Below are 21456 nucleotides of genomic sequence, written 5' to 3'. Positions count from 1 at the left end.
TACGCGGCACCATTGTCGAGCGGTTCGAAGCATGCCGACGAGTGGAACCGCCCGTATGTTTGCCGCCTGCGATGTGCTTCACAGGGGATGCATGACGCGCCTCAGAAAATCGCGGGTGCGCTCTTGCGTTGGATTGCGCAACAATTCCTCTGCCGGCCCACGCTCGACAATTCGGCCACTATCCAGGAAAAGCACGCTGTCGGAGACCTCGCGCGCGAACTGGATCTCGTGCGTGACGATGAGCATTGTCATGCGCTCCTCGGCGAGAGCGCGCATGACGTGGAGAACTTCACCCACGGTTTCGGGATCCAGAGCGGAGGTGGGTTCGTCAAACAGGATTGCTTCGGGCCGCATGCCGAGCGCGCGGGCAATCGCCACGCGCTGTTGCTGCCCGCCGGACAGCATGGCGGGATAGGCATCCATCTTGTCTTCCAAGCCAACACGGGCCAGCAGCGCCATTGCCCGCTCCCGAACATCGTGTCTGTTTTCCCTGAGCACGTAGAGAGGGCCCTCCATGACATTTTCCAGCGCGGTGCGATTGGGAAATAGGTTGAACTTCTGGAACACCATCGAGACGCGGGCGCAAATGCCGTGAATGAGCTTGGAACTGGCATCGACCAGGGTACCTCCGACACGAATCTGGCCACGCTGGTAGGTCTCGAGCCCATTGACACACCGAAGCAGCGTCGACTTACCGGAGCCAGAAGGACCGATCAGGCAGACAACCTCTCCTTTGCGGACCTCGGCATCGATCCCCTTCAGAACCGTGTGACGCCCAAAGGATTTTTCTACGTTTTCGAACGTGATCATCGGCCGACGCTCACAGACTTTTCCAGCCGACCCATCATAAAATTCAAGGGCACGGTGAGGCTAAGGTAGAGCAACGCCACTAAGGTGAAGACGGTCATATTGTCGAACGTCGAATAGGCGAGCATCTTCCCCTGCATGGTAAGGTCAGCGACCGAGATCACCGACACCAGCGAGGAATCTTTCAGGAGCACGACGATGTTGTTCGCATAGGGAGGCAAGGTGATTCTGAAAGCCTGCGGCAAAACCACACGACGCATCATCATTGGCCGCCTCATTCCGATTGATTTCGCGGCTTCGACCTGGCCGTGATCGACGGCTTCGATCCCTGACCTGAATGTCTCGCCGAGATAGCAGGAATGGGTGAGCGCCAGTCCAATGACGCCTGCTTGAAAGGCCGTCAGTTCGATGCCGATTTCTGGGGCGACGAAATAGATGTAAAACAGCGTAACAAGCAGCGGAATGCCACGCACGAACTCGACCACCGCGCGAGCCGGTAGCGCCAGCCAGCGGACATTCGATGTTCGCAGCAGTGCCCAGATGAGACCCAAGCCAGTCGCCAGGCACAATGCCAGCGTGGTGACGAGCATAGTCGTTGTCAGGCCACGGGCAAGAAATGGCAGGTATTCTGCTGAGCGGGTGACGAAATCAATCATGTTCACACTCCTCTTCCGGCCAATGGTTCGTCGGCGCCAGGCAAGAAGCAACCTTCATTGAGACCTGCTGCGGCCCTTTGCATGCTGTCGCCCGTCAGAGGCCGTACTTTGCAAAAATCTTTTTAAGCTGCCCATCTCGCTGCAGCTTGGCTATGGTGGCATCAACCATTTCCAGCAGCCGAGGATTGGTCTTGGCGACAGCAAGCGCTATCTGGCCCATTTTCATAGGCACATACCCTTCGACGAGCCGCACGCCGAGACCCCGATTCTGAGAAAGCTGGTAGGCGACGATCGGTCTGTCTCCAAAACCGGCCTTTAGCCTTCCAAGCTTCACGTCACGAATAATATCGGCGATGGACTCGTAGAGCTTAACCTCGCCGAAAACGCCGAGGCCCTGCAGAGCCTCCGCGAAGGTCGAGCCGACAGGCGCGCCGACGGTCTCGCCCTTGAGGTCGTCGAGCTTGTAGTCCTTGGGATCGGCAGCCGCGACGAACATGGCCTCGCCGTAAGCATAAACCGGGCTGCTGAAGTTGATTACGTCCTTACGCTTGTCGGTAATGAACATGCTGGCCGAGATCAGATCGATGCGTCTGGTCGTCAGGGAGGGAATGAGCGCGGGAAACGCAATGACTTGAAATTCGGTTTCCGTGCCGATTGCCTCGGCAATAGCGGCGGCCAGATCCACCATTGCGCCGGCCGGCTTCTGCGTGGCTGGGTCGACGAACGTAAAAGGCACTCCTGTTGGGGTGATGCCGACCTTGATTGTCTCGGCCGCCATCGTCTGAGTTGCTGTCAGTGCAATCATGATGGCGGCCACGCCGCCGGCTATAATCTTCCAGAGCATCGAAACCTCCCTGATGTGTAAAAGTTGATGCGGCCTGGCCCGTCATCGTGCCTGGTACTTACCGAGTGCCTGCGCCGGCGCCCGCGGTCAAAACGGAGCAAGGTCCGGCGATGACACCGCCCGACGAATGCAATTCATCCTGCGTCTTTGCCGGCCGTCCGATCTTGCATATTCTTTCGCAGATGCTGCCAGGCATCATCAACGGACTGGAATGACTGCGGAGCCGACACCGACGCTGTTGAACGGTCGAGATCCTTGAGACCGCTCGCCGTAGTGATGGCCACGACACGGTCCGACGCGCCAATGACGCCGCGCCGCCTCAAGGAGCCGATTGCTGCAAGCGGCGTCACTGAGGCCAATTCGGCGAATATTCCCTCGCAAGCCGCAAGTTGCTCTTGCATCTCGATCAGACCGTCATTGTCGATCGCCACCGCGGTGCCACGCGATTGGCGAAGCGCCTGGAGCGCCTGGAAGGTGCTGCGGGTGGTTCCGATGGAGATCGCAAGCGAATCGAAGGCCGAAGGAGCGTCAATGATGGCATCTCTGTCGCTGTCCAACGTCCTCGTCAGGGAGCCGTGGACTTCGGCTGCCACCAGCCTGGGCAGGCGTTCGATCACTCCTCGCTCAAAAAGGTCTTTGAAGCCTAGCCAGATACCGGCCAACGCATCGCCATAGCACACAGGCAATGCGCACCACTCCGGTGCTGCGCCCTCCATCTGCTCGCAGATTTCATAGGCCAGCGTCTTGTAGCCTTCGAGCCCAACCGGGTGGCTCCCGACAACCGGTGCATGAAATGGCGAGGTGACGTACCAATCGAACTGATCGACGGCACTGGCAAGAAATGGCCAGCGCAACGATTTATCGGCCATCGGCACCACGGTCGCGCCATATTTGCGGACCTGCGTCAACATCGCGCCGGCAGTACCGGCGAAGGTAACGACAACGCACTTCAACCCGGCCCGAGCGGCATAGGCGGCAAGCGAGGCGCCGGCATTGCCCGAAGAAGCCGTTGCTACCACGCGCGCGCCCGTCAAGCGCGCCATCGACACAGCGACCGTTGAGAACCGGTCCTTATGGGACCAGGTCGGGTTGGCGCCCTCATCCTTGATCAATAGACGCGGAACACCCAGCCGCCCACCCAGGGTTTCAGCGGGCAGAAGGGGCGTCAAGCCCTCGCCCAAGGATATCGCGTCGTTTTCTCGGCAGGGAAGCCTGTCTGCATAGCGCCAGAGCGAGGGCGGTGATTTCCGGGAAAGCCGATCCACGGCGCCACCATTTCCAGCCGGTGCATAAATCACCTCAAGATTAGCTGGTGCATCCGCGCGGCAATGCGGACAGCCGCGGGAATCGATCTTGAGGTCCGCCGGAAAGGCTGCGCGACAGCGGATGCAGGTATAACCGGCAACCTTGCTCATTGCGCCACCACCATCAGTTCTCCGGAGGTGGTCATGAGCCGTTCAGCGCCGCGCTCGCGAACGACCAGCATGTCTTCGACCTGGAGCCCCCACCGGCCTATTTCGTAGTAGGGCGTCTCCACGCACAGGACCATGCCCTCTTCGAGCGTCTCAGGACTGCTGGCGGAAAGAATGGGAGCATCATAGCCATCGAGCCCGATGCCGTGACCGACGTGATCACGTTTGTAGTGCGCAATACCCTCGCGGCGAACGACGTTCATCACCTCCTCGAACAGCATTGCGGCTCGCAGCCCGGGGCGTATCACCTCGCAGGCACGTTCGACACCGCGCAACAACGCCCTGTGCAGCCTTGATGCCTCCGCCGGGGGTTCGCCGAGACAGGCGATGCGGGCAATGTCGGCGCGATAATGTTGAAACCGTCCGCCAACGTCGAAGCGTATGATTTCGCCAGGGCGCAATTTACGCGCTGAGGGCTGGACGTTCATGAGCGCGCTGCGTTCGCCAAAACCGATGCAGCCCAACACGGGCAATGCTCCGTCCTCCACGGTCTGCCTGTGGAATGCGCGCGCCAGGTCGAGCTCGCTGGCGCCCTCCGTGGCGGCCGCCAGGGAAGCATGAATGGACCGTTCCGCGATGCGCGCCACAGCTCCCAGCCGTTCGATTTCGTCAGCTGTCTTGACGGCCCGCACGTTGCGGAGCATGGCCGAGGCGGGCGTCAAGCGGGCTTTGGGCAAGCGGGTGCCAAGCGCCTGCAAATCGCCGGGCAGAAACCCGGCTTCGTCGATTCCAATTCGGCCGGAAGCCAAGCCGGCAGCCTGCAGCGACGTCACCAGCGCCGTGATTGCGTCTGCGTGTCGGGGCAAACTGCGCAACGCAAGATGCCTTTGGTCGACCGCTCCTGCCGCGTCGAAGCCGGCTTCGACATGGAAGTCGCCATAGGGGCGGACGTGTCTCACCCATGGCTGCTGGTCAGCGATGAGGTCCAGAGTGCTGGTGCTGGCAATGATTTCGGGCGCGCCTGCTTCTTGAGCTGGCCAGAACACATAGGTCTGTGGCCCGCGGCGTATCCACTGGGGCAGAGCCCAAAAGCCGCTCATGTAGGTGACGTTTTCTGGAGCGGCCGCCACAATGGCGTCCAGGCCGGCGGCGGTGATGTGCTCAGTCAGACGCTGTTCGTTAAGCAACATTGCCAGCTCCTCCGCCTTGCGCCCCGACGGGCCGAAAGCCAAGGCCCGCGGAAACCCTCGACGCTGCCGCCATGACTTGCTCGCCAACATCCGCGATGCCGATCTGTGGGCCCACGGAGCGCGGATAGGCAACGCTAATTCCCGCCACGACGCTGCCTGAGCCGTCGCGAATTGGTGCGCCGATTGCGACCAGGCCGACAAAGTTTTCATCGAGGGAAGTCGTGTAGCCGATTGCCCGTGATGACCTTATCTGAAGGGCCAGCTTCCCCGGATCGGTGGTGGTGCGCTCTGTCAAGCGCTCCAGCGGCGCTTCGCCCAGGACCGAGACAATCGTCTCGCGATCAAAGTCTATCAGGAATGCCTTGCCCAAAGCCGTTGAATGGAGGGGGAAGGTCTCACCCGGAGAGGACCGTATGACGACGGGGCTCCTGCTCTGCACGGTCAAGAGATATAGGCCCTTGTTTCCTCGTCTGACCGCCAGGAAGGCATTGAAGCATCCCCTTGAGGCCAGAGCCTGCAACTCCGGCTCCGCCAGACCGACAAGTTGATCTTTGCTTAGAACGTGGCGTGCCAAGGCCAAGACAGACGGACCAAGCCGGTAGCGCCGCGAGTCCGCAGATTGCTCCACATAACCTTGTTCGGCCAAAGTATTGAGGATCCTCTGGACGGCCGCAGCACTTTGTTCCAGCCGTCGGGCGAGGTCGCGCACGCCAACAGCTTCGCCGGCCTCCTTGAGGACATTCAGGACCGCCAGGCCTCGCTCCAACGAAAGGTTCCCAGTCACGCGACGTGTTCCTTATTTCGGAATGATGTTCCGTATTTTGCGAAACCATACAGCTTCGGTTTGCGCTGTCAACGACGAATGTTCATTATAGTGTGTCGTCATAAAGTGTGCGTTGCACCGACCGTGTCGGCATGGACCTACGCACGGTTGTCGGCCTCAACGTTCAACGGATTCGCCGGGGGCAGGGGCTTTCCCAGGAGGAACTGTCGTTCCGCTCGGGGTTCACCCGCGCTTATCTCAGCGGGCTTGAGGCAGGCCGCCGCAATCCAACACTCTTGTCGCTGGCAAAGATCGCCGAGGCATTGAGTATCACCATCGAGGAGTTGCTGCGCGCGCCGCAAAGCACACCGGCCGCAGGCTCCAAGCGCAGGCGCGGCTCTGGTTGACGGGATCGAGTTTGAAACTTTCGCCGCGCCCCATCATGGCCTGCTGCGGCGGATCAGGACCTCGGCGTCAATATGCAGGGCCAGCGCCAACACCTCCAAAGTGTCCAGCGTGGGCGAACTTTCCTCACGTTCCAACTTGCCGATATAGTTGCGATCGAGCCCGGCCAGATCCGCAAGTTGCTCTTGTGACAGGCCGGAACCCTGACGGAGCAACCTCAGATTGCGCGCGAATATGAACCTCAGCCTCATGGCGTGAGGCAGTCAGAACGCACCCTTTAGTGCCACCTACTATAGTGGTCAAACGTCTTCCTGACGGTTGCCTGCAATATTTGCTTGTATATCCTTGGGCTTGGAGAACTCTTTGAGAGACCGCCAATGGGTAACCTTTCGGCAGCCGCTTCTCGCCGCAGTATTGATCGCATCTTCGAAGCCGCGTCTCACATCGACCGAGCAGTCACTGCTCGTGACATCATGGGGCATCTCCGCAGCGGGATCGAAAGGTACGGATATGTTGCATGCCTGATCACGCAATTGCCGCAGCAGAAGACCGGCTCGCTGGCCGAACACATCCTCCTCAACGGCTGGCCAGCTGAATGGTATCGCCACTACCAGGCTGAGCGCCATTACCGCAACGACCCTTGTGCGGCTCTATGTCGTACCGGGGTTGGACCGTTTGTTTGGAGCGATGTCCGACGTCGTTTGACTGATCCAAGCGCGCGGCAGGTGATGGATGAGGCCGAGGATTTTGGCCTCAGGGATGGGGTATGCATTCCAATTCAGGTACCCTATGGCGAACCCGCGGCCGTGACCGTGGCGGGAACTGAGATCGATTTGGCTCCCGAGGCCCGTTGCAGCGTCCATGCGCTGTCCCGACACGCCTATACCGCAGCCCTGCGGCTGGCCGGGAATGCAGGCCGGGCCCCGGAAAAGAGACTTTCCGACAGAGAGCGGGAAATCCTCCAATGGACTGCGGCTGGCAAAACGGCATGGGAGGTGTCCGTTATTTTGGGCATCTCGGAAAGCACCGTAAACACGCATCTGCGCAATATCCGTCAGAAGCTGAGCGCCGCCAACATCGCACACGCCGTCGTGGAGGCATTTCGCCGGCACGAAATCCAACTTTGATCCATCGCCAAAACTGAGTATGGCCTCACCCGATCAGGATGTTCACATGATCGTGAAACGAGGAAACGCCATGTTCAACATCCACGTCGTTGATAGGAATAATCACGCTTCTTACAAGGACGAGCTCGAAGCGCATTTCCGGTTGCGCCATGAAATCTACGTTGGCGAGCGTGCTTGGAAGGAACTGAGACGGTCAGATGGCCGGGAAGTTGATGCGTTCGACACACCCGACGCAATTTACCTGATTGGAATATCGCCTCAGCTCGGCGTGGTTGCTGGATCGCGGTTGGTTCCAAGCGTGCAGCCGCATCTGATGAGTGAGGTGTTTCCGGAACTGGCACGGGGCGGCGTGAAATGCCGAGCCGATACGTATGAGTGGACCCGATTTTTTGTGATCAAGGCGCTGCGCGCGCCGGGCAGGTCATGCCAGGCGGCAGGTATCGTCTACTGCGGAATCCAGGAATACTGCCTGCAACGCGAGATCCGGTACTTGACCATCGTTTGCGAGGACTATTGGCAGCCTCGTTTCGCCTCCATTGGCTGGAACCCCAAGCGACTGGGTCGGCCGCTGCGGCGCGACGGCATATCGATCATTGGTCTGATGGTCGAGATCAGCCCCGATGCCCTTCGAACCACCCAAGAAATCTACGGGGTCTCGGAGACGGTACTTTGGTCCCAAAGCGCGCCCCACCTGGCCGGGCAAGCAGTGGCCTGAACTCTGGAACTGGCGCCGGAGGATCTCGCGGATGATTTTCGTGAGCGGAACCGATCGTGCCATTCAGCGGCACAGAAAGCGACTACGACTTGTGACAAAGTTAACTGCCGCTCGCCAACGGTGCGGTGGATCGCTTTATCGCGTCATAGCGATCGATCTCGCCAGCGCGGGAGCAATCCTTGCCGAGAAAATTGCGTGGCGGCGGCTGATCCGGCAAAGGCCGGCCAATGTTCATCAGGCGCGCGACAAGGCCATGTACCTGATCGGCCTTTCGCTCTCAGGCAGGGCTACGCTCAGCGGCCGCGACATCGCCGAAATCCGCACGAGGTCAAAAGGATTCGAGAATAGCCTGAAGGCCCTGCTTCAGAAACAGCCATGCCCCCCCGATGGCCGTCAAGGTCCCGACGGCAGTGGTTCACAGACAGGTGACTCCTCGCTCGCAGAGATTGGAGACCAGGACCGAGCTCGCTCAGTTGGTCGCCAATCTTGATGCCGCTTGCCATGCTTTGGATTCTGGAGTGGCGGCGCCAGTAGGCAAGAGCCTGCTAATGGGCAGTTATTGTGGGACGCCGCAAAAGGGTGCAATGTTCGACCGTTCCGGATCAGCACCGGGAGCATGGTCTAGCCCACGAATCCTGTGTCACACGGAGACCGGCCGGGCTATTCAGCTCTTTACTGGCCCGTTCCGCTCCGCCGAATGAATGGCGCATCATCGCCGGTGACGCCGTTGCGAGCTCGCGCGCCATCGGGCGCGTTCCGCACGACAGTGCCGGCTGGTTGGAGTCCAGGTCAAGTGACGGTTGCATGTACCCGTGGCGCTTGGCTGCGCGCGACGCTTGGTACAATCTAAAGCTATGGGCATCCGCACAGCGCCAAGTGCGCTAAGCAACCGCTATGCGAGCACTGCCTTAAGGTCGGGCATAGTTACACGCGCTACTATCGTGAACCACCGTGTCCCGCAGAAGGGCAGCTGGGCGCTAGTAGTCGATCCGGACCACCACGAAAGCACGTGCGCACCTCACCACCACGCGCTCAACGGCCGGCCTATGGATCGTCAGCATCCGTGGAATGCCGCGAATACCTCAGTAAAGAAGAATGGCGGTCGCCATAGAACTGGCGTAAGCTTAATTGATCCAGCGAGGGGGCTTTCTAATGGAGCAGTTTTTTCAATCTCCGTTGCAGATACAAGTCGCGCTAGGAGCTGGATACCTCGGGTACATTACCGCCTATGCTGGTATTCGTAGCCACCACCAGCAAACAGACATTGCCTTCCAAACCGCTGCTTTTGGCATCGTCGCCATTAGCCTCGTTGACCTCGCTGCTTGAGAAGTCGAAGCCGTTCAGATCACGATAGGCTGGAAAGCGTGCCGTGTTGAGCTGATAAGCCGTCGATCTGACCTCGCGTTCTGCCGTCTCGGCCTTGAGGAGCTGCGACAGGATGGGAACGGCGGTTTCGAACGCCGGCGATCCCTGTCCGGTGAGTTCGCCGACAGCCTGTGCCATGCCGTGCATCTTCAGGCTCCGCAGCATGATGACAATTGCGCCGCTGGCTGGATTATGACGCATAGCGCACCTCCGCATTCTTTCTCAGGGCATCGTAGCGTTCGACATTGGCCTTGGGTTCGTTGGTGAGGGTCAAGGCCTGGGGCGCGTCGATAGTCGGTGGCGTGGAGGACTTGCCGTCGACCAGGCGATGCAGCAGATTCAGCACATGGGTCTTGGTCGGAACGCCGGACTTCAACGCCATCTCGACGGCCAAGAGCACGGCCTGTTCGTCGTGCTGCAGGACAAGCGCCAGGATGTCGACCATCTCGCGATCACCACCTGGCTTCTTCAGAAGGTGCTGCTGCAGCGTCCTGACGGTCTCGGGAAGCTCGGTGAACGGTGCGCCATCACGAAGGGCACCGGGTTTGCGCTGCACGACCGCCAGATAGTGCCGCCAATCGTAGACCGTCTGTCCCGGCCGATCATGGGAGCGGTCGATGATGCGTCGGTGCTCACAGATGATCAGGCCTTCTGCAGCAACAACGATGCGATCTGGATAGACCCGAAGGCTGACAGGCCAATTGGCGAAGGATGCCGGAACGCTATAGCGGTTACGCTCCAGGTGCACGAGGCAGGTCGGGGAAACTCGCTTGGTATATTCGACAAAGCCGTCGAAGAGGCGCGATGTCGGCATCAGAGCCTGCACTTCCTCAGCCCAGATATCGGCGATGGTGCCGCGCATCTTCCCGTGCGCGGTCTGCTGCCAAAACTCTTTGCATCGAAGCTCCAGCCAATCGTTCAGGGCTTCCAGCGACGGAAAGCGCGGCAGGGGCTGCCACAGCCGATGACGAGCGTCCTGAACGTTCTTCTCAACCTGTCCCTTCTCCCAGCCAGATGCCGGGTTGCAGAACTCAGGTTCGAAGAGATAGTGACTTGCCATCGCCAGGAACCGGACATTGACGTCCCGCTCCTTGCCACGTCCGACCTTGTCGATCGCCGTGCGCATGTTGTCGTAAATGCCGCGCCGGGGAACGCCGCCAAAGACACGGAACGCATGATTGTGGGCATCAAAGAGCATCTCGTGCGTCTGCAGGAGATAGGCCCGGACGATGAAGGCTCTGGAGTAGCTGAGCTTCGTATGGGCCACCTCCAGCTTAGTGCGCTCATTGCCGATAATCGCCCAGTCCTCCGACCAGTCAAACTGGAAAGCTTCACCCGGATCGAACGCAAGCGGCACGAATGTCCCACGCCCTGTTGTCTGCGACTCTCTCTGCAAATCCGCCTTCCACTCCCGAGCGAAAGCGGCAACACGACCATAAGACCCCTGATAGCCAAGGCTCATCAGCTCGGCATGCAACTGCTTCAGAGTGCGCTTCTGCTTGCGGTTCTTTTTGGCTTCCGTCCTCAGCCACGCCGACAACCGGTCCGCAAACGGATCAAGCTTGCTCGGCCGATCAGGCACTTTGAACTTCGGTTCCACGCTGCCCTGGCGCAGGTATTTGCGGATGGTATTCCGGGCTAGGCCGGTCCTGCGGCTTATCTCCCGGATCGATAGATGCTCTCGAAAATGCCAGCGTCGGATCACGCTCAGTAATGCCATGTCGATCACTCCGTAGCCCCCGCTGAAAACACGCAGGGCAAGGTTCAAACATGGGTCAATTCTCGATGGAAATTCCTGTGCTACCGGGTCAGTTCTCGGTGGCAATCAACAGACAGAAGTCAATCCTAACGGACACCCTTTCGGGCACGTTTCCGAGTGACCGTTGGACTATACCCCTGCGGACGGGCAGACGAGGTTTGCTGGACTGGCGGGCCGTGCCCTGTTTGCATCAGATATTGCTAATTTAGTACCTTCATGAGATATGTTCTGGAAGGGACAAGTTCCAATGAACCCGTTGGGAAGGTTGACGATACCCGTAGCGTCGGCATTGTTGGCGTTGCCGGCCTATGCCGCCGATGTCGATGCGGCGATCGTGTTCGCGGTGGATATGTCGTCGTCGGTCGATGCAGCGACAGCCGACATGCTGCGCGAAGGGCATGCCTCAGCAATGTATGCACCAGAGGTCATGGCCGCCATCACCCGCAACCGTATTGGGTGCGTGGGCATAACCTATTTTGAATGGGCAAGTCGCGGGCATTTGCACATGGTTTTGCCATGGACACGGGTCTGTGGGCTCAGCGACGGGAAGGCTGCGGCATCCGCCATCCTCGAACGCGCCCAGAGAGGCTACGGGCACACTGGAGGCGATACGTCCATATCCTTCGCCATTGACGAGGGAAGTCTGCTCCTCGAATACTTTCCGGGAGCGGCGGCAAGAAAGATAATAGACATCGCCGGCAATGGGACAAACAACGACGGCTTGCCGGTTCAGCAGAGCCGACTTCGGGCGATCTCGAAGGGTTTTACCATCAATGCGATCGTCATATCCCCACTTATTCGGAGTGTGAAATACGATCTCACAAGTTACTTCGCTGAGAATGTCATAGGCGGACCCAGCGCATTCGTCATCGCGCCGGCCAACAAGAGTGATTACGCCGTCGCACTCCGCCGCAAACTGGTCGACGAGATTGGCCTGTCCATCGACAAGCAGGATGTCGCCGGTCTTGCCGTCGCTGAGTAGCCGGAACAGCTCTGGCTGTGCAGTGGGGCCCCGCCCTCGTTCTCCAGGCGGCGGCCATGGTCATCAGGCCACGTCTCCTTGCAGAAGGCCTCAAGGTCGCCAGGCGCGCCCTGTGTCCTGTTCTTGGTCGAGGCCCTAACCGACAAAGAAGGTCGCAGGTACATTTTGTTGTGTGCTAATTGGCGGGCCGCGAACTGGGGGGGGGGCATGCGCATATTGTTCTTCGCGGCAGTGATCTTGGTGTTTATGGCGGCCGGCTTTTGGCTCACCGCCGAGCTTGTAATTCAATCAGCCTGACGCCTGTGACGGAACCGGTTTTAACATTTCTTATACCGGCCATGACTGACCGCCTACCAGCTCGTATGCTTTTCGCGATTCTCCTTGATCTCGCTGTCAACAACATCTTGAACGAGGCTACGCCCGACTGAGTGAGGCTACAGGTTAGATCCAGGCCTCGCCCCGCTGCCGAAACGGTGGCAGGTTTTTTCGCTTTCAGCCCGGAACGACCAGCGCCGTGAGAGGTTAGGGGTCTAGCCGATGCCCTCCCTCCGCCCCCCACCCCGTCGGCGTCGGCTCAAATTACCCGTCTCGGCTCACGCCGGGGCGGGCTTTTTTGGGTTTCCTGGGCATCTACCTCCAATTGCCGACCGAATCGCTCTTTCGGGTGACTTTCTTAAAAGGGCGAACCGTTCAAATCTGGAGCCTCTCAAGCGGGAGGACCGCATGACCTGGTGCATCCTCAGAGACTTCTAGCAAACATTCCGACCCCGCAGGGGAACCATTTGTCTGACAATACGTTGCGGGGAATGTCGGGGACAGCATAATGGCCAAGCGCGACAAAGCCGGTCACAAGACCGTCGCTGACCATCTTCGTGATTTGATACGCAACGAGGACAATTGCCGACAAGTACAGAGGGTCTTTGGGTTGGAGGCTGAACCTGCGCTGCCACCAACGCTAACCTCACTGCTGGACGCCATTGAAGAGGCTCACAAGGGAACCCTAGATTAACCCTCATGGCGCAGCAGAGATTTGACCTCAGGAAGGAACCGGACGGGACCTGGACGGTGTTCGATGTGTTCACCGGGCAGCCGGCGGATGTGTATGGCACGCCCGCCGAGGGTCTCGAAATGGAGTATGCCGACGACCTAATCGACCTCCTGAATGCTGCCGACCTGAAACGTAGGGCGGCCCGAGGTGACCTTTAATGGCGCTTCGAGAGGAGGGGCCTTGAGCGCGTCGAGCTGCTCCTGAAGGCGGCCATTGGTGCGTCACTTTAGCTGCGCAAACTGCAAGGCCGCTGGGCGTGATCGCCTGCCGGTGTTCTTAACATGCATTCCTGACTACGAAGGCCAGCAGCGGGAGCGAAACCGCGATTGGAAGCCGACGTTCGACCGGGGATAAGCGGACAGTAACCGGGTTCCGGGTTGACAGAACATTAGCCCCCTCTAAAGGTTTATGCTGCGGCAGGCGGAGCCACCGTCGCCTGCTGAAGATCGGCCCTCCGATCGGCCCGCGCTCACCGGCAAAGTGGCGCGGGCTTCTAGCTACGCCGAAATCGAGGAAGATACTGTCAGCGTTTACAATACGATTCTCGATGCGGTCGTCTACCACGACGCTGGCTTGGCGAACTGACCTAGCCTGCACTAAATCGGCTTGATGGCACCCGATCGCCTCATCGTTCGTCTCGCCGATCAACGCGGCTGGCAGGTCGTGGATGGCAGTACGATCCTCGGGACATTTGAGTCGAAGGAAGGCGCATTTCGGTATGTCATGGATCGAGGCGCCCGCGTTCGTCTCCAGTGGGGCCGGACGGTCATAGGCGGCCCGCCGTCGCCATTTGACTTCTGCGGCGACTTTCAGGGCCGCAGCGTCGGTCGCATCAAGAAAGAGCTTCACGGCCCATCCGCCGGCCGCTGGTTCTGGTCTTGCTTCGTTGGCGTGGCCAGAGGATCGACTGACACCAGGGTTGAAGCTGTGTTCCAGGTCGAGTGCGCCTATACGCGCATTGTGGTCCAGGCTGACTATCCGAAGTAGCCGACGCAGCCGAGCACCACCTGGTACCGCGGCGCTTTCAAGCTCTTCGGCGATCGATAGGCGGGTCACTTTGCCAAACGCTTGGCTGGCGACTTCTTTACCGGCGCGAGAGGCACAGCCTTGCGGCCCAAGCCACTTGCCTTCGCCAGTGCCGATCGCTGGGCCGTGTAGTTGGGCGCAACCATTGGATAGTCATGCGGCAAGCCCCACTTGGCGCGGTACTCGTCTGGCGTCATACCAAGCTGACGAAGGTGGCGTCTCAGCGACTTAAACTTCTTGCCGTCGTCAAGGCAGATCATGAAGTCGGGCGTGACCGACTTCTTGGGATTGACCGCAGGGACCTGCGACGTCTCGACTGCCGGTGCGACCGGCTTGCTAAGACCAGAGAGGGAAGCGTGTAGAGACACAATGAGGCTTGGCAATTCGCCGGCCGGCACTGGGTTGTTGCTGACATATGCGGCAACAACATCCGCGGTTAGCTCGGCAAGCGCGGATGCGCGGTGATCTGCTTCGTTGCTCATGTGTCGACTCCCATCAGATGCCAAGTTCGTATTAGGACGTGGCATGGGGCGCAAGAGTGGGACCGTGTAAATGAAATCTCAAAATGTATACATTTGAGACAGCTATGGGGATACACCTTGGTGTGGCAAGCGCCCCTTTTGGCTCGTCTAACTGAATTGGGAAGTGTTAGGTTCGAGCTGGGGGAATTGAGATGAATGGGATTAGAGGTGCGCTTGTCGACGCAGTTACTCGATTCGTTGAGCTCGGTCGAATATACACCGGACAGACTTGAAGGGGAGGCGGAAGCAGTTCGCCCGGCTTGACCTGGATTGTGGGGTCCGGCAGATATGGCATGTGCTGATCTTTGCGAGGCGCGCCAGGATTTCGCGGTCACTAATAGCTTCTCCGCGGCCCTGTCCGTCCCGGTACTGCCCCATGAGCGACTAAATCTCGGCTAGGGTTCCCGGCTCAACAACAGCAGGAGCTGCGCTACGCGACGGCGAGCGCATTGAGCCGCTCTTCCGCAGCGCACATTCAAGGCCTACGCCCGATTGGTGGCGTGTAGTCGACGTGCCAATGCGGCCCGTGGGTTGCATCCGGCTCCGGGCCGACATGCGCGCCCCAACTTTCCAGCGCGCGCTGCACTTCGGTTTGCTGGCGATGATTTCCAAGTGGAATGGAAATATCGCGGGCGCGGTCATCCAGATGGTTGCTAACCGTAGCCCCGCGTGCGCGGGCTCGGTGTATTATCTGTTCGAACGCCTCGATGGCTTGCGATCGGGTAGCGCGAGAATGTTGAGCGGCCCATTCGTCCATCTCCCGAATATGCTGGGCCTGACGATATACCCTCAGGAACTGCGTACGGTTCGAAAGCCGCCGCTCCGCCATCAATTCAGCTTGGCGGCGGACGGTCCGCATTCCGCCAGTAACGTGTATGTTCATGTGGGGAAATTGCCGCTGCAGTTCTCGAACAAGCGCGTCAAGGGTCGTGGGCGGCGAGACACGTTCCCATGTTTCGAGACTCGGCTGTTGAGCGCCGTGTCGAATATGGCCCCCGCCAAAATCGGGACGAACCTCAACCAGCACACGGGTTGACCCGACCTTGAGAAGAGTTCCCGAAATTCTAAGCATTGATGAAACGGCAGCACGGTTTGATGGCTGCTTATGCTAGCCTTCTGCGTCAGGAAAAACAAATGTCGCATTGCTGTGCTCGATCGCCGAGCGTAGCACCTATCGGGCACGGGTCGCCGCACGAGACATAAGCCGCTCTGGTGCCCACGAGCGACTAGCTAGAAGGCAATCTTTATTCCGAGCTTGGCGCCGATGGTGGAACTGTCAGACGACGCCTTGCCACGGACTTCGCCGTTGACGGTGGTCAACTCCGATATCTTCAGATTGAACCCTGCCGTTAGCGCCATGGAAAAATCCGCATCGTCGAAGTCGATCTTTCGGGTACCGATTTCGGTCGTATTCTTGTAGTCGAAACGCTGCTGCAATTCGCCTCGCGCATAGGGGCTGAACACCATGCCGTTGCTAAGCGTGTAATCGCCATAGATGCCGGGCTCTAACTTGATCGCGCCAAAGGAGAGTTGGCTCTTGCCGAACTCGTTGCCGCCGCTGTCAGTATAGGGATCGCCGCGGAACGAAACGCCAAGCAGTCCGCCACGCAGGTCAAATCGGGTGCGTTCGCCCAGGGTGAAGATGTGGCCGACCGATCCCGTAACGGCGTAGCCCCTGGTGTCATAGCTGCCAGTGGTGCCGAGCACGCCGTTGGTCACATCGCTTCCGCCGAAGAAGCCGGAGGCGGAGACTAGCGCGTAGTTGTAGTCCATGCGAAACAGCGCGTAACCGCCGAACATGCCGGCCTTGTTTGTGCCTTCGCCGATGGCATCAAACCCGTTGAACGCACCGAGGCTGACGTCGGTCGAGGCATAGCCGGCGAAAACGCCGATGTTCAGGCCATACTCCTTGTCGAACTGGAAGTGTTTGGCGGCATTGAAATCCAGGCTGATGGCGGCCGAAAAATCATTGGCATCGAAGCTCGGGCCGGCGCCATTCAAACCACCGCCGCTGATGTTGTAGCCGTCATGCTCGGTATGAGCGAACTGGCCGGAGGCAAAGACGCCGAAGCTAGACGAAACCGGCACCATTCCAGAGCCGCTTGCGGGCGAGAGAGGAAGGTCGGCATCGAGTGCGTCGCGGTTTATGCCATAGACAGCGTCGATTGCCACCTCGACCGCGCCGGCATTGGTGGCGCTGGTGGGCGCCGCGGCAATGCCGAAATTGGCTGGTGTGGCGCGCAGGAACAAGCCGCCTGGGCCAGTTACGAGTTGATAGGTAAAAAGCGAACCCGGCGTGCCGGGAATGCCCAGGACATTGAAGGTCCCGGTAACCGGCCCGCTGGCAAAGACGATGATCGGGATATCGGTCGCCTGGGCGAATTGCGGTGTGCCCAGAAGATTGACGAGGATGGTGTTGGTGCCGGTGGCCGAAAACGTGCCGGTGACGATCTTGTCCGCCTGGACCGTCTGCTGATCGATATCGAGCCCTAGCTGGGCATTGTTGAGCGCAAGACCGCCAAGGGTGAATATGTCATCGGCAACGCCATCGAGCATGGTGATGGTCGACCCAACCACGTTGGCCCTACCGCTCAGACCGGCATTGCCATTGATGATGAGCGTGGAGCCATCCACCAAATTCAGCAAGTTAATAAAATTCATGCCCGTGCCGAATTTGATTGTCGACGGGTCGACGGTGACGCTGTCAAATCCTTCAAACAACTGGGTCTTCGTGCCGCCCGCAGAGAGGTCAGTATCGATGATGGTGGCAACGGCGTTGGTTCCGCTGAAGACGACTCCGTCGCGCAGGCTGATTGGCGCTGGCGAAAGCGGGTCGTTGATGACGAGACTGGATAGACCGGTGATATTGCCACCGATTGCGCCGCCAGTCAGAGTGACCGTTTCGGCGTCGACATCACCGGCGATTGAACCGCCTGACATCGCGACCTGGTCGATACCGCTGCCCCCTGTGACATCGCCGCCGATCGAGCCGCCCGAGACGGTGATCTGGTCGGCGCCATCATTACCCGCGACGAAGGAGTCGATTATGCCGCCGTCGACGGTCAGGGTGTCGTTGCCGTTGCCGCCGCTCACGGCGCTGCCAAGATGACCGCCGGTCATCCTGAATGTGTCATCGCCGTCTTCAAGTCCGACTGCATCAGGCCCGATCGCGGCATTACCCTGGATCTTTGCGGTGCCCGAAATGATCACTGTGTCGTTCTGGCTGCCTGCGAAGATCGAGCCATCGATCGTACCGCCGCTCGCATTGAAGCTGTTGCCACCACCAAGACCAAACACCGAGCCCGTGATCGTGCCGCCCGTTACGCTGACCAAGTCCGGGCTGCCTCCCGAAAGCAGGATATTGCCGCTGATGATACCGGCCATCTGGTTGATAGTGTTGGGGGCGCTCGCGGTCAGATCGATCGCGCTGCCGGCAGTGCCGGTGATCGAGCCTGTGTTGGAGATCGTCACCGCGGCCGCCGTGTTTGCGAGAATACCCGTTGCGCCTGCGATTGAACCGGCGTTATTCACGCTCGCTGCGCGGCCGGTGCCCGACACAAGCTCGATGCCGACCGTGGTTCCGCTTACTGTCGCGCCGCTTCCCACCGTCACCGTGGTCGTCGAACTGGTGACGGCGGATTCGTTGCGCGCGTAGATGCCCGCGCCGCCATTGCCTGTCACCATGCCAGTGGCGGTGATCGACAATGAGCCTGTGCCCCCATTGAGAGCGCGGATGGCATCTATGCCACCGCTCACATTCGCAGCGCTGATCGTGAGATCTGCACCGGAACTGTTGTCGGCAAGAATGCCGATATTTGTCGTGCCTGTCACTGAACCGGTGGCATTGATCGACAAGGCGCCGCTTCCCCTGTTGATTGCGGCAATGCCGTATCCCCCGCTGCCGTAAGAGGTAAAGGGATACCCTACAGCACCCGCACCGCTCACCACGCCAGTGGTGGTGACCGAGAGCGCGCCGCTTCCATTGTTAAGGGCGACGATGCCGGAGGATGCACCGCTCACGTCTACGGCGTTGATCGTCAGATTGGTTCCATCGTTGTTGGCGTAGATGCCGTCTGCCCCAAGTCTGCACTCGCAAGATTCATAGCCCATTCCCTCGCCGCTGACAGCGCCAGTGGCAGTGATCGAAAGCGCACCGCTTCCATTGTTAAGGGCGACGATGCCTGAGGATCCTCCGCTCACATCCGCGACCTTTATCGTAAGATTGGTTCCATAGTTGCGAGCGAAAATGCCACTATACGTCGCTCCCTTTACTGCACCGGTGGCCGCGATATACAGCTCCCCGCTCCCGAGATTGTATGCGCTAATGCCGGCGTACCCACCTGTCACCTCCGCCGCTTTGATTGTCAGATCGGTACCGGCCGAGCTGTTGATTGCGAGGAGGCCGGCGCCTGCCGTGCCCATCACTGTGCCCGTTGTCGTGATCGACAACGCGCCACCCCCATTGTTGCGGGCTTCGATACCGTTAAGTTGGCCAACAATAGTGGATGAATAGTTGTCGGTGAACGTCAAGCCACCTGTGCCGGTCAGCGTGAAGGCGTTGCCGCCGCTCCCCTCGCTGGCTAGTCTGGTGTCGATGCTGAATCCAGGGACTGTGGTCACGGTCAGGGGCTGTGGTTCGTCGGGGAGCGCCTGTTCCGCCGTGAGCGTGCCACCGCAGGTGTAGGTACCGCCGAGAAGCGTGCAGTCGGCAGAGGCACGGCGGACATATCCACGGTAGCCGCCCAAGAACGCGCTCGTCGCGAGCGCACTACCGAGCACAAATCGGTGGCGCAGACTGAGCGCCGGCCCGTCCGTATTTCGCAGTTTCGCACCCTGCCTCATGATTGTCACCCACTCATATACCTTGGTCGTTGGCTGCCGAGGGCGGCACGACAGCCACCGCGAGAGAATCGTTCGATGGCAATTGCGGCAGCGCCCCACCCGGCGCATGGCTGACGACGGTTGCCGCGTTGGCCGAGCCCGGGCTCACTGCCATCGGGCAGGCGAAGCCGGGGATCACGGCAAGGTCGTAGAGCTCGGCCACCTGGCCGTCGATGCGGAACCAGTCGACGCAGTTACCCTTCTCAAGGTCGATGACCTGGATGCCGCACCATGGCTCCGAATCGGCTGCCGCAAGGCGGGCGTCGAGCGCCAACCCCTCGAAGCGCCGGTAGCGCGGCTTGGAAAGTCCTACGAATGCGTACTTCCCGCAAAATGCCAGCCCGCGCAGGAAGCCCGGGCAGAACGCGACTGGGTCGAAGCGGCCCGTACCGCCATTCTTCGGCAGCTCCACGCATCCGAGCTCGCCGGTGCCGGAGTTGAGCAGCCACAGTGTACCGCGGTGAAGGCGCGGCGAATGTGGCATGGAGAGCCCCTCGCACACGATCGTGCCGGTCCTGACGTCGATCACGACGCCACCGTCGGAGCGCCGGTCGCGCCAGCCGTCGATTGTGTCGGAACGGCTGACAGCCGTGACGTAGGCGGGTTCGCCCTCCTGCATCGCCAAGCCATTCAGGTGGCATCGGTCCTCGTCTACCAGCGTCGAGACGAAAGGCGGCCGCCACACTTCCGCGAAGCTGTAGCGGTCTGACAGGACAGCAAGGCAGTTGAAGCGTGTATTGACGAATATGGGTTGGCCGGCCGCCCCTATGCCGACGTCATGCGCGTCGAGTTCCCCGGTCACGTGCACGGTGCGCGGCACGTAGCAGGCGTCAAAGATCTCATTGGCCCGCTGGTGCGCTTCCAGCGCGTTGACGAAGCGCACGAGATGGAAGCCTGCCGCTAGCATGAGCGTCCCGTCGGAGGCATGGGCCAGCCCCATCGGCCGTAGAATCGGCGTCTGGTGAACGTTGAGCCCGCCGGTCATCGGGTTGCGGCCGATGAGATAGAACAGGCCGGACTGGTATGAGGTGACCGCGAGCGCAATATCCAGCGCCTTCAGCCGCGCCACCAGCCCAGCCGACATCGAATAGGTGAGATCGGGCGAGGCTTCGGCCGGTTCGCTCTCTTCCGGGAAGGGCCCGCCCGCAGCTTCCCCGCTTGCGCGCGCAGCCATGGTGCCGATCTCCACAAATCAACTAATTAGGAATCTATGATCTCAGCTAACTAGGAATTTAGGAATGCATCATCTCCGGCTAATGTATGATCTCAGCTTCACCCAAAAGGCAAACCTTAAATGGACTGACAGAGATCATGATGCGAGGAACTCTGCCCCCCTGTTGCTCTTCGGCAACGGCAATAATTCTTGAGCAGCGACGTGACAGCGGGGCCTAAGTTCGAAGTTCAGCAGAACGTCTGAAAATCATTGGCAGACGTTGACGGTAAAATTGACACGATCGCGAACTCGGTCACAGCATTTAATATAATTCGACTTCTGTTTAGTTCTCGGTATCGAGCGATCATTGCCTGTTTAGACGTCTGCGCCGACTGTTTCCGCATCCGAAAAGCTGCCCGCCTCACGCTAATTGTCCGAGAAGATGCTGACGCGTGGGTGATTTTGCCCCTTAGCGAAGCGGGAAACCATGCGGGCTGAGCGGCAGGACATTCGCAAACCATTGACCCCGCCAACGATCAATAACGGCCAGTGCTCCATCGGGCGTCGTGTTCGCGCAGATGGTGCGTTTGTGCGCTTGGCTACTCCTTGATCAGGCGCCGGCAAGATCAGATTGGTACGCTCTTACGGCGGACGCATTGTGGTTTAACGCGCGTCCATTCAGCTGAGCAGCAGGGCCCGACGGACCGGCGCCATCGTTGCCGCAGCTAAAACACACCACCAATGCCTATGCCGCCACTGATGTCTGGTGGGGGGGGCGCGGGGCTTCTCGGGGCGGTCTGCG

At 59.7% G+C, this 21456-nt stretch carries 20 protein-coding genes and 1 pseudogene; 8 read left to right on the top strand and 13 right to left on the bottom strand.

Annotation, left to right across the window (positions count from 1 at the left end; translation table 11 throughout):
* Positions 1-78 precede the first annotated feature (78 nt).
* The 6 genes from FJ964_RS18890 to FJ964_RS18865 form a co-directional block, all read right to left on the bottom strand.
* Positions 79-810 carry an amino acid ABC transporter ATP-binding protein gene (locus FJ964_RS18890; protein WP_140551799.1) on the bottom strand — a complete coding sequence of 244 codons (732 nt, stop codon included), beginning with the start codon at positions 808-810 and terminating at the stop codon, positions 79-81.
* Complete coding sequence (locus tag FJ964_RS18885) at positions 807-1463, bottom strand: amino acid ABC transporter permease (protein ID WP_140551798.1); 657 nt, start codon at positions 1461-1463, stop codon at positions 807-809. Before FJ964_RS18885 ends, FJ964_RS18890 begins: the two co-directional genes overlap by 4 nt.
* A gap of 94 nt (positions 1464-1557) precedes the next feature.
* Positions 1558-2307: an ABC transporter substrate-binding protein gene (locus FJ964_RS18880; RefSeq protein ID WP_181172524.1), complete on the bottom strand. Its 750-nt coding sequence runs from the start codon at positions 2305-2307 to the stop codon at positions 1558-1560.
* 134 nt (positions 2308-2441) lie between these two features.
* Entirely contained in the window at positions 2442-3722 is a 1281-nt protein-coding gene (locus tag FJ964_RS18875; protein WP_140551797.1) for a threonine synthase, read from the bottom strand.
* A complete protein-coding gene (locus FJ964_RS18870) occupies positions 3719-4909 on the bottom strand; it encodes a Xaa-Pro peptidase family protein (RefSeq protein WP_140551796.1) in 1191 nt (396 codons plus the stop codon). Before FJ964_RS18870 ends, FJ964_RS18875 begins: the two co-directional genes overlap by 4 nt.
* A complete protein-coding gene (locus FJ964_RS18865) occupies positions 4899-5693 on the bottom strand; it encodes an IclR family transcriptional regulator (RefSeq protein ID WP_140551795.1) in 795 nt (264 codons plus the stop codon). Before FJ964_RS18865 ends, FJ964_RS18870 begins: the two co-directional genes overlap by 11 nt.
* Positions 5694-5824: 131 nt before the next feature.
* Here FJ964_RS18865 and FJ964_RS18860 point away from each other — a divergent pair, with 131 nt between their 5' ends.
* The gene (locus tag FJ964_RS18860) at positions 5825-6079 is read left to right on the top strand and encodes a helix-turn-helix transcriptional regulator (RefSeq protein ID WP_140551794.1); all 255 of its coding nucleotides are present in this window, start codon (positions 5825-5827) and stop codon (positions 6077-6079) included.
* Positions 6080-6112: 33 nt separating this feature from the next.
* Here the strand turns inward: FJ964_RS18860 and FJ964_RS18855 are convergent, their stop codons facing one another.
* On the bottom strand, positions 6113-6328 hold the full coding sequence (locus tag FJ964_RS18855) for a helix-turn-helix transcriptional regulator (protein WP_140551793.1): 216 nt from the start codon (positions 6326-6328) through the stop codon (positions 6113-6115).
* A 126-nt stretch (positions 6329-6454) separates the two neighbouring features.
* Between FJ964_RS18855 and FJ964_RS18850 the strand changes: the two genes are divergently transcribed.
* From FJ964_RS18850 to FJ964_RS18840, 3 genes are read left to right on the top strand one after another with little or no spacing between them, the layout of a single operon-like run.
* Positions 6455-7204, top strand: coding sequence for an autoinducer binding domain-containing protein (locus tag FJ964_RS18850; protein ID WP_140551792.1), 750 nt, complete (start codon positions 6455-6457; stop codon positions 7202-7204).
* A 46-nt stretch (positions 7205-7250) separates the two neighbouring features.
* The gene (locus FJ964_RS18845; RefSeq protein ID WP_224660110.1) at positions 7251-7919 is read left to right on the top strand and encodes an acyl-homoserine-lactone synthase; all 669 of its coding nucleotides are present in this window, start codon (positions 7251-7253) and stop codon (positions 7917-7919) included.
* Between the two features lie 31 nt (positions 7920-7950).
* Positions 7951-8409 (top strand): hypothetical protein, encoded by a 459-nt coding sequence (locus tag FJ964_RS18840; protein WP_140551791.1) that lies wholly within the window; start codon positions 7951-7953, stop codon positions 8407-8409.
* 812 nt (positions 8410-9221) lie between these two features.
* On the opposite strand, the pseudogene FJ964_RS18835 reads toward FJ964_RS18840, so the two are convergent.
* Both FJ964_RS18835 and istA read right to left on the bottom strand, forming a co-directional pair.
* Positions 9222-9485, bottom strand: a pseudogene (locus FJ964_RS18835) (ATP-binding protein); the annotation flags it as partial.
* The gene (istA, locus tag FJ964_RS18830) at positions 9475-11004 is read right to left on the bottom strand and encodes an IS21 family transposase (RefSeq protein WP_140551790.1); all 1530 of its coding nucleotides are present in this window, start codon (positions 11002-11004) and stop codon (positions 9475-9477) included. The gene istA and the pseudogene FJ964_RS18835, both read right to left, overlap by 11 nt.
* Before the next feature lie 286 nt (positions 11005-11290).
* On the opposite strand from istA, the gene FJ964_RS18825 reads away from it, so the two are divergent.
* From FJ964_RS18825 to FJ964_RS18815, 3 genes are all read left to right on the top strand, one after another.
* Positions 11291-12025, top strand: a complete 735-nt coding sequence (locus tag FJ964_RS18825; RefSeq protein WP_140551789.1) for a DUF1194 domain-containing protein — start codon at positions 11291-11293, stop codon at positions 12023-12025.
* An 823-nt stretch (positions 12026-12848) separates the two neighbouring features.
* Positions 12849-13034, top strand: coding sequence for a hypothetical protein (locus tag FJ964_RS18820; protein ID WP_140551788.1), 186 nt, complete (start codon positions 12849-12851; stop codon positions 13032-13034).
* A 5-nt stretch (positions 13035-13039) separates the two neighbouring features.
* Positions 13040-13231 carry a hypothetical protein gene (locus tag FJ964_RS18815; RefSeq protein WP_140551787.1) on the top strand — a complete coding sequence of 64 codons (192 nt, stop codon included), beginning with the start codon at positions 13040-13042 and terminating at the stop codon, positions 13229-13231.
* A 118-nt stretch (positions 13232-13349) separates the two neighbouring features.
* On the opposite strand, the gene FJ964_RS31020 is transcribed toward FJ964_RS18815, so the two are convergent.
* Both FJ964_RS31020 and FJ964_RS18805 read right to left on the bottom strand, forming a co-directional pair.
* On the bottom strand, positions 13350-13922 hold the full coding sequence (locus FJ964_RS31020; protein WP_181172523.1) for a hypothetical protein: 573 nt from the start codon (positions 13920-13922) through the stop codon (positions 13350-13352).
* Positions 13923-14125: 203 nt separating this feature from the next.
* Positions 14126-14581, bottom strand: a complete 456-nt coding sequence (locus FJ964_RS18805; protein WP_140551785.1) for a MucR family transcriptional regulator — start codon at positions 14579-14581, stop codon at positions 14126-14128.
* 592 nt (positions 14582-15173) lie between these two features.
* Between FJ964_RS18805 and FJ964_RS18800 the strand changes: the two genes are divergently transcribed.
* Positions 15174-15656, top strand: a complete 483-nt coding sequence (locus FJ964_RS18800) for a hypothetical protein (RefSeq protein WP_140551784.1) — start codon at positions 15174-15176, stop codon at positions 15654-15656.
* Between the two features lie 194 nt (positions 15657-15850).
* Here FJ964_RS18800 and FJ964_RS31015 read toward each other — a convergent pair whose 3' ends face one another.
* Together FJ964_RS31015 and FJ964_RS18790 are read right to left on the bottom strand one after the other, a co-directional pair.
* Complete coding sequence (locus FJ964_RS31015) at positions 15851-19462, bottom strand: autotransporter outer membrane beta-barrel domain-containing protein (protein ID WP_181172522.1); 3612 nt, start codon at positions 19460-19462, stop codon at positions 15851-15853.
* A 13-nt stretch (positions 19463-19475) separates the two neighbouring features.
* The gene (locus FJ964_RS18790; protein ID WP_210243371.1) at positions 19476-20675 is read right to left on the bottom strand and encodes a TIGR03032 family protein; all 1200 of its coding nucleotides are present in this window, start codon (positions 20673-20675) and stop codon (positions 19476-19478) included.
* Between the last annotated feature and the right edge of the window lie 781 nt (positions 20676-21456).

This window comes from Mesorhizobium sp. B2-3-2, assembly GCF_006442295.1.
Lineage (GTDB): Bacteria > Pseudomonadota > Alphaproteobacteria > Rhizobiales > Rhizobiaceae > Mesorhizobium.
This window is presented reverse-complemented; position numbering and strand designations above follow the sequence as displayed.

Excerpts from the sequence above, each read along its gene's own strand:
- FJ964_RS18890 (WP_140551799.1), bottom strand. The coding sequence starts at position 810 with ATGATCACGTTCGAAAACGTAGAAAAATCCTTTGGGCGTCACACGGTT.
- FJ964_RS18885 (WP_140551798.1), bottom strand. The coding sequence starts at position 1,463 with ATGATTGATTTCGTCACCCGCTCAGCAGAATACCTGCCATTTCTTGCC.
- FJ964_RS18880 (WP_181172524.1), bottom strand. The coding sequence starts at position 2,307 with ATGCTCTGGAAGATTATAGCCGGCGGCGTGGCCGCCATCATGATTGCA.
- FJ964_RS18875 (WP_140551797.1), bottom strand. The coding sequence starts at position 3,722 with ATGAGCAAGGTTGCCGGTTATACCTGCATCCGCTGTCGCGCAGCCTTT.
- FJ964_RS18870 (WP_140551796.1), bottom strand. The coding sequence starts at position 4,909 with ATGTTGCTTAACGAACAGCGTCTGACTGAGCACATCACCGCCGCCGGC.
- FJ964_RS18860 (WP_140551794.1), top strand. The coding sequence starts at position 5,825 with ATGGACCTACGCACGGTTGTCGGCCTCAACGTTCAACGGATTCGCCGG.
- FJ964_RS18855 (WP_140551793.1), bottom strand. The coding sequence starts at position 6,328 with ATGAGGCTGAGGTTCATATTCGCGCGCAATCTGAGGTTGCTCCGTCAG.
- FJ964_RS18850 (WP_140551792.1), top strand. The coding sequence starts at position 6,455 with ATGGGTAACCTTTCGGCAGCCGCTTCTCGCCGCAGTATTGATCGCATC.
- FJ964_RS18845 (WP_224660110.1), top strand. The coding sequence starts at position 7,251 with ATGATCGTGAAACGAGGAAACGCCATGTTCAACATCCACGTCGTTGAT.
- FJ964_RS18840 (WP_140551791.1), top strand. The coding sequence starts at position 7,951 with ATGATTTTCGTGAGCGGAACCGATCGTGCCATTCAGCGGCACAGAAAG.
- istA (WP_140551790.1), bottom strand. The coding sequence starts at position 11,004 with ATGGCATTACTGAGCGTGATCCGACGCTGGCATTTTCGAGAGCATCTA.
- FJ964_RS18825 (WP_140551789.1), top strand. The coding sequence starts at position 11,291 with ATGAACCCGTTGGGAAGGTTGACGATACCCGTAGCGTCGGCATTGTTG.
- FJ964_RS18820 (WP_140551788.1), top strand. The coding sequence starts at position 12,849 with ATGGCCAAGCGCGACAAAGCCGGTCACAAGACCGTCGCTGACCATCTT.
- FJ964_RS18815 (WP_140551787.1), top strand. The coding sequence starts at position 13,040 with ATGGCGCAGCAGAGATTTGACCTCAGGAAGGAACCGGACGGGACCTGG.
- FJ964_RS18805 (WP_140551785.1), bottom strand. The coding sequence starts at position 14,581 with ATGAGCAACGAAGCAGATCACCGCGCATCCGCGCTTGCCGAGCTAACC.
- FJ964_RS18800 (WP_140551784.1), top strand. The coding sequence starts at position 15,174 with ATGCGCGCCCCAACTTTCCAGCGCGCGCTGCACTTCGGTTTGCTGGCG.
- FJ964_RS31015 (WP_181172522.1), bottom strand. The coding sequence starts at position 19,462 with ATGAGGCAGGGTGCGAAACTGCGAAATACGGACGGGCCGGCGCTCAGT.
- FJ964_RS18790 (WP_210243371.1), bottom strand. The coding sequence starts at position 20,675 with ATGGCTGCGCGCGCAAGCGGGGAAGCTGCGGGCGGGCCCTTCCCGGAA.